Annotated in this window: 4 protein-coding genes; 1 reads left to right on the top strand and 3 read right to left on the bottom strand. The window is 70.3% G+C overall.

The features are described from left to right. The 3 genes from JF597_RS49570 to JF597_RS49580 all read right to left on the bottom strand — a co-directional run. Window positions 1-865: ATP-binding protein (locus JF597_RS49570; RefSeq protein WP_294012630.1), on the bottom strand; the 865-nt coding region annotated here is incomplete at its 3' end. A gap of 557 nt (window positions 866-1422) precedes the next feature. Next, window positions 1423-2793, bottom strand: a complete 1371-nt coding sequence (locus tag JF597_RS49575) for a cytochrome P450 (RefSeq protein WP_294012633.1) — start codon at window positions 2791-2793, stop codon at window positions 1423-1425. Window positions 2794-3368: 575 nt separating this feature from the next. Then, window positions 3369-4796 carry an FAD-dependent oxidoreductase gene (locus JF597_RS49580; protein WP_294012636.1) on the bottom strand — a complete coding sequence of 476 codons (1428 nt, stop codon included), beginning with the start codon at window positions 4794-4796 and terminating at the stop codon, window positions 3369-3371. Window positions 4797-5576: 780 nt separating this feature from the next. Between JF597_RS49580 and JF597_RS49585 the strand changes: the two genes are divergently transcribed. Continuing rightward, the coding region (locus JF597_RS49585; protein ID WP_294012639.1) for an Atu4866 domain-containing protein at window positions 5577-5834 on the top strand (258 nt) is incomplete at its 3' end.

Below are 5834 nucleotides of genomic sequence, written 5' to 3' on the forward strand. Positions count from 1 at the left end.
CGGCCAACACCTCGCGCACGACATCGTGCGGAAAGAGCCCGGAGGCGGTGGCTTCGATGAACGGCTGGGTGCGCAGCCAGGCGAACAGTTCAGCGGCGTCTTCGCCCATCATCGCCCGCAGCAGGGCCTCGGAGGTGACGTCGGCCTGCGCGCACACCTCCAGCGCCGTGCGGTGCGCCGCACTCGGGGCATGGCCCACGAGATGGGGCAGCAACGTCGCGATCACGTCCTGGCCCGGTGACCAGTCTGCAGCACCCCGGGCCCCGTCCGTGCCCCGCTGCACGGCGACCGCCACCGCCAGCGACAGGGCCAGCGGATTACCACTGGTGAAGGACATCAGCGCGTGGTGCGCACCGGCCGGGACACCACGTACCCGCAGGAAGGCGGCAGCATCCTCCCGGGCCAGATCCCGCAACCGCACCACCCGCAGCAGCTCCGCCCACCCCGGATCGGCGACCCAGCGCGGATCCGGGGCCGCGCGTCCGGCCACCACCACGACCGTGCCCAGCGGCAACCGCGGCAGGAACTGCTCCCACAACCAGTGCTCCAGGCCGTGGCAGAGCTCGAAGGTGTCGACCAACAGCACCGTGTTCGGCTCGCCGATCGCTTTCCCGGCCGCGTGCTCGAAGTCCTCCGGCGTCGCGGCGACCGTACGCCCGTCCACCTCGATCACCGGCCGCCCCGCCTCCTGCGCCTCGAGAGCGAACCGCCTCAGCAGCGCGGACTTGCCGATGCCGCCCGGCCCATGCAGATACAGAACCGACGGCGCGTGGGAGTCCCCCGCCAGCGCGGACCGGAAGACCGCCCGCTCCGCCACCCGCCCCACGAACGCCTGGTCGCGCGCGGCGACCACCAGGTCACCCAACAAGCCACCGTTCCCCGAATCCACGAGCCCCCCACCAACCGAACCATGCATGGCCGAGCACCTTACGCCGCGCACCCCGGACCAACCGAAGGGATGAGACCGCGCGTCGATATGACTTGGTTCACTCCGCCGCCGGTAACCCGAGTGTCGGTGTAGGGGCCGGGCGTGCCTGGGAGTGCCAGGGCTGCCACCGGTGCTCCGGGTCTCGGGGGCGTGCACATCGAGGCGGCCGGCGAGCGGAGTATGCGCCAGCGGGTTCCAGGCCGGGATGTCACCGGTGAGGCCGGCCATGAGCACGGGAGCCGAGATCGACACGATCCTCGCTGTGTCTCTGACGCGGGTTCCTGACGTCGGGGTTGGTTCCTGGCCCGCTCGGCCCCAGCGGTGCACGAAGTCCGCCGCCGGGAACGCCGTCGGGCTGCGCCGGATGCGGATGCGATATGCGCGACACCGGCGGTCGCAGCGCCCTCGACAACCAGGCCGAGAACTCCCACCCGCCACCAGCAACGCGCTCGACAGGTTGACATCACCCCTCAAGCCAGGGCAGCGCCTACGTATCAACGGGCCTGAGCGCGGGCCCGAAGCCGCACCCGCGCCGTCCCCGTCGCCTGAAGCGTGATCCCCGCCATCAAGGAGATCTCCCTGTCCACCGCCTCCAGGTCGTAAGCGCGCAGCAACACCGCCAGAGCGAGCACGGACTCGAGCATCGCGAAGTGCTGGCCGATGCAGGCGCGTGGACCGCCGCCGAAGGGGAACCAGGCGTAGCGGTGCCGGGCAGCCTCGCGCTCGGGGGTGAAGCGTTCGGGGTCGAAGCGCTCGGGGTCCTCCCACAGGTCCGGGTGGCGGTGGATGACCCACGGCGGGACCAGAACGTCGGCCCCGGCGGGAATGAGGTGCCCGTCGACCTCGGTGGCTTCGACGGACCGGCGACCGATCAGCGGAGCTGGCGGGTACAGCCGCATGGCCTCCTTCAGCACCCTCGTCAGATACGGCAGCCGGTCAAGGGCGGCGGCCAAGGGCGTACGCCCGGCCGGCAGGCGGTCGACCTCCTCCTGTGCCCGCGCCTGGACCTCCGGGTGCCGGGACAGCAAGTGCAGCGCGAAGGTCATGGATGTCCCGGTCGTTTCGTGGCCCGCGATCAGGAAGACGAGGAGTTGGTCGCGTAGTTCGGCTGCGTCAAGGCTGCCGTCCTCTTCGCTGCTCGCCCGGGAGAGGAGAGAGAGCAGGTCGTCGGCAGCCGCTGTCGTTCCGGCCGCCCGGCGCTCGGCGATGATCCGGTCGCAGACCGCGTACACCGCGCGGGTCGCCTCCCCGGCGCGGCGGTTGGTCGGGAGGGGCCATGAGCGCGGCGGGTTGACGGGGGACAAGCCGCGCCGGAGCACGTACGCATTGATCACGGGAAAGTGGTCGTGCACGACGTCGGCGGCCGCCTCGATGTCCGCGCCGAAGAGGATTCGCGCCACTGTGCGCAGTGCGAACCGGTCCATCTCCCTGTTCACGTCGACGACCGTGTCGCCGGCGGTGCGCCAGCGTTCCACCATGCTGCCGGCCTCCAGTGTCACCGCTGCGGCGTAGCCGTCCACCTGCCGCTTGGTGAACAGCGGTTGGATGAGGCGGCGTTGGCGCAGATAGTCGGCGTCCTGGCTGGTGAGCAGGCCATTACCGATGGACAGCCGGATCTCCTCGTAAAGCCGGTTGTCCTTGCGGAAGTTGGCCGTCTGTGTGGCCAGGACCTGCTGTGCGCCCTCTGCGGAGAAGACGCAGTGCATCACCGAACGCAGTCCTGGTGGACCGGCGGAGATACGGACCACGTCGCCAAACTCTCGCCGCGCGCGCAGGAGTGCGTCCAGTGAGTCGCGCCGGAGGTCGAGTGCCGAGCCGAGCAGGGGAAGGCCTTTGGGGCCCGGTATCTCAGCGATGGCGGCCATGGGTGACTTGTCTCGCACGGGTGCAGTTCCTCCGCAGGGAAGTTCCTGATCGGGTAGTGAGCTGGTAGCGGTGGTGGTCAGAGGCGGGGGCAGCGGCACTGAAGCTCGCATCCGGCATGGCAGGCTCATCAGGCCGAGCGGGGCGGTCGGCTCCGGTGAGTCCCGGCGGGCGCCGATCAGGTGGGGCGCAGACGCCTTCGACCGCTCCGATGGCGGTCGGCCGACCGGTGCCCTGGGACGGGATCATCACCGCGCACTGTTAGGTGACCGCACATGTACGGGCGCTGATTGACCTGGCACTGCCGAGGCCGCGGCGGGCCGCCTCCGCCCCGTCGGTGTCCACCCTCCGTCTGGCTGACGCGCCTCGCGTGCCGGCGGCACTGGCGGCACTGGCTGCCTTGGCCAGGTGGTGTTGCCTGCCTGAGTCCGCTCCTGCACCAGCTCCCTTGGAGCAGCGGCCCGTGCCTGGGTTCCCGGACGCGGGCCGGTGTTGAGGGGCCGACGAGGGCCTTCACCACCCGCTGCGCGGCGACGTCCTCGAGCGCGCTATGGCTGAGGCTGGGCAGGCGTCCGGCTCAGTCGCGCGAGGCGCCGATGGCGGCCAGGAGTTCGGCGCGTGAGGGGCCGGGAGCGTGGTAACGCGGCTGATTGGCGCCGAGGGTCGTGATTTTTTCGGTCAGGCCCGGGGCCGCCAGTACCTCTGGGGCTGGGAGGTGGAGCATCGCCAGGTCGGCCAACGCGCGGAGCGCGTCCGGGTCGCGGAGCTTGGCCGCGTCAAGGGCTTTGCCGATCACCCAGCTCGGGTCCGCTGTCTCGTACGGTTCGCCGGTGATGTCCCCGTCGATCTCCGCCAGCCGGTGGCGGCTCCAGCCTGTAATGCTCCGGTAGAGGGGTGTCAGGCGGGCCTCGGTGAGCTCGTCGAACCGGAGCACCAACTTCTCGGCGTCGGCGGGGCCGACCTCGCGCAGTGTGTCGCGCAGTGCCTGGGCGTGCAGCACCCCCGTGCTGAGGCCCGCTCCGCGCGCCGGGTTGCTGGTCGCCCAGGCATCCCCGACCGCGACGAAGCCGGTGACCACCGGCCGACCCTCGGCGACGTGGCGGCGGTAGGCGCCTTGGGTGCCCGCCATCGCTCGCACACCGCCCACCGGCTCATGGGCCGCCCACTCGGCGACATCGGGGAAGAGCGTGACCGCCCGCTGCCAGGTGTCGGTGTCGTGCAGGGCCCGCAACTGCCGGTCCCGCGAGGAGACATAGAGCCCCACGGCCCAGATGTCGTTGTCGCAGGCGAACTTGCCGACCGTCAGCCCTTCGTGATGTTCCAGCACCCAACCCCGGTACGACGGCCGGTTGTTCTGGGGCACCCGGAAGTAGCGGGAGTAGTAGACGAATCCGTTCGGCTCGCTCTCCACGACGGGCGCGCGGTCTCCGATGGCGTCCAGCATGCGTGGGACGGCGGAGTTCCGGCCGCTCGCGTCGACCACCAGGTCCGCGTGGAGCACCTGACCGTTGGCGGTCACCACCCCGCCCACCCGCGGGATCGCGCTCCGCGTCGCCGAGGCGGTGACCAGCGCGGTGACGTGCACGCCCCGCAAGACAGTGACCCCCTCCGTCCGGGACGCGACGCGCGCGACCGCCGCCTCCAACACCGGGCGGCGGGCCGCCACGCTGTCGAACCGCTCATCCCCGGGGCGGGCCCCGGCAGCCTCCGCCGGCAAGTCCGCGAACTGGATCAGGTTCATCCGGGTGCCGCCGAGGGCCTCCAGTTCGGCGACCACCTCCGGGAGTTCATGGTCCATCTCCATCCGCCAGCGAGGCATGACCATGTGCAGCATGCGGAACTGCTTCACCCCACGCCGCTCCCACCCTTCCCACAGCTGGGCGGCGTCGCCGTGCGGCTCGTCGGGATTCCGCTCCACCACGCTGACGCGGTGGCCGTCGGCGGCGAGCAGCATCGCGGTCGTGAGCCCGGTGGGACCGGCGCCGAGGACCAGCACATGAGTCATGGACGTTCTCCTGAAAGGCGAAACAGATACGATCCAGACTCACGCGGCCGTACTGATGAGAGCCAGGCCATTCCCTGTCCAACAATTGCTCCAATGCCGGGTGAGACGCCCCCGGCGTGGGCCGGAGCCTCTGACCGCGCGCTTTCGCGAAGGTAAGTGTCCGAGGCCTGGTCAAATGCGCGAAGAGTTGCCTCTGAGCTGAGGCGATGGGGCTTGCAGAGGCGGCGCAGCAGTGCATGCTTGCCTGCGCTCGCCGTGCCGAGCACGTGGACGCCCTGGGACTTGGCGATCTGCACCGCGGGTGGCCGACGCCGCCCGCAGCTCGGTGTCAGGCCGTGACGTCGGCCATCGGAGGCCGGCCGCTTGCTCGGTGGTGAGCTGGGCGGGCTTGTGGATGATCTCGCTGATGGAGGCGAGGGCGTACTCGGCGTAGGTGTTGCCTGCCCCCCGGGAGGGCGAGCATGCCGAGGACCTCGTCCCGGAACGAAGGCGGACACACCCGGGCCGACGGCATCGACTGTGTCGGCGATGTCCCAACCGATGGTGAACGGCGGCTCGCCGGACATCGGCAAGACCGCCGAACACACATGACTGGCAAGCGCGACGTGTCTCGCAAGCCACTCGCCAGTGCCGGCGGGTGGGTGCGCGGCACCCAGGAGCAGCGCGGCCTCTCGCTCCACGGGGTTCGCGGGTCATCATCCGTGCATGCGCCAAAACAACAGCACTTCAAGGATCGTTGCACCCCTGCTCAGTCTGGCCGCGGCGGTGGCCTGTCAGCAGGTGCCCGGTGAACAACCTGCCTCCGCCGGCCCGACGACGTCGAGTCGGTCACCCGCCAGCAGCGAGACGAGTAACTCGGGTGAGCTCCACACGTTCGTCGGGATGTGGGTCACCGCGGACGATCAGATCCGACAAGAGCTCCTCCCGAACGGCCGCTACGACGAAGCGCGGGGCAACCGTGAAAGCGCCTATACCGGCCGCTACTGGGTCAAGGGGAATCGCATCGAGTATGCGGACGACACAGGCTTCACGGCCGAC

Origin of the sequence: Streptomyces sp., assembly GCF_019510245.1 — a bacterium.
In the GTDB taxonomy this organism is placed as follows: Bacteria; Actinomycetota; Actinomycetes; order Streptomycetales; family Streptomycetaceae; genus Streptomyces.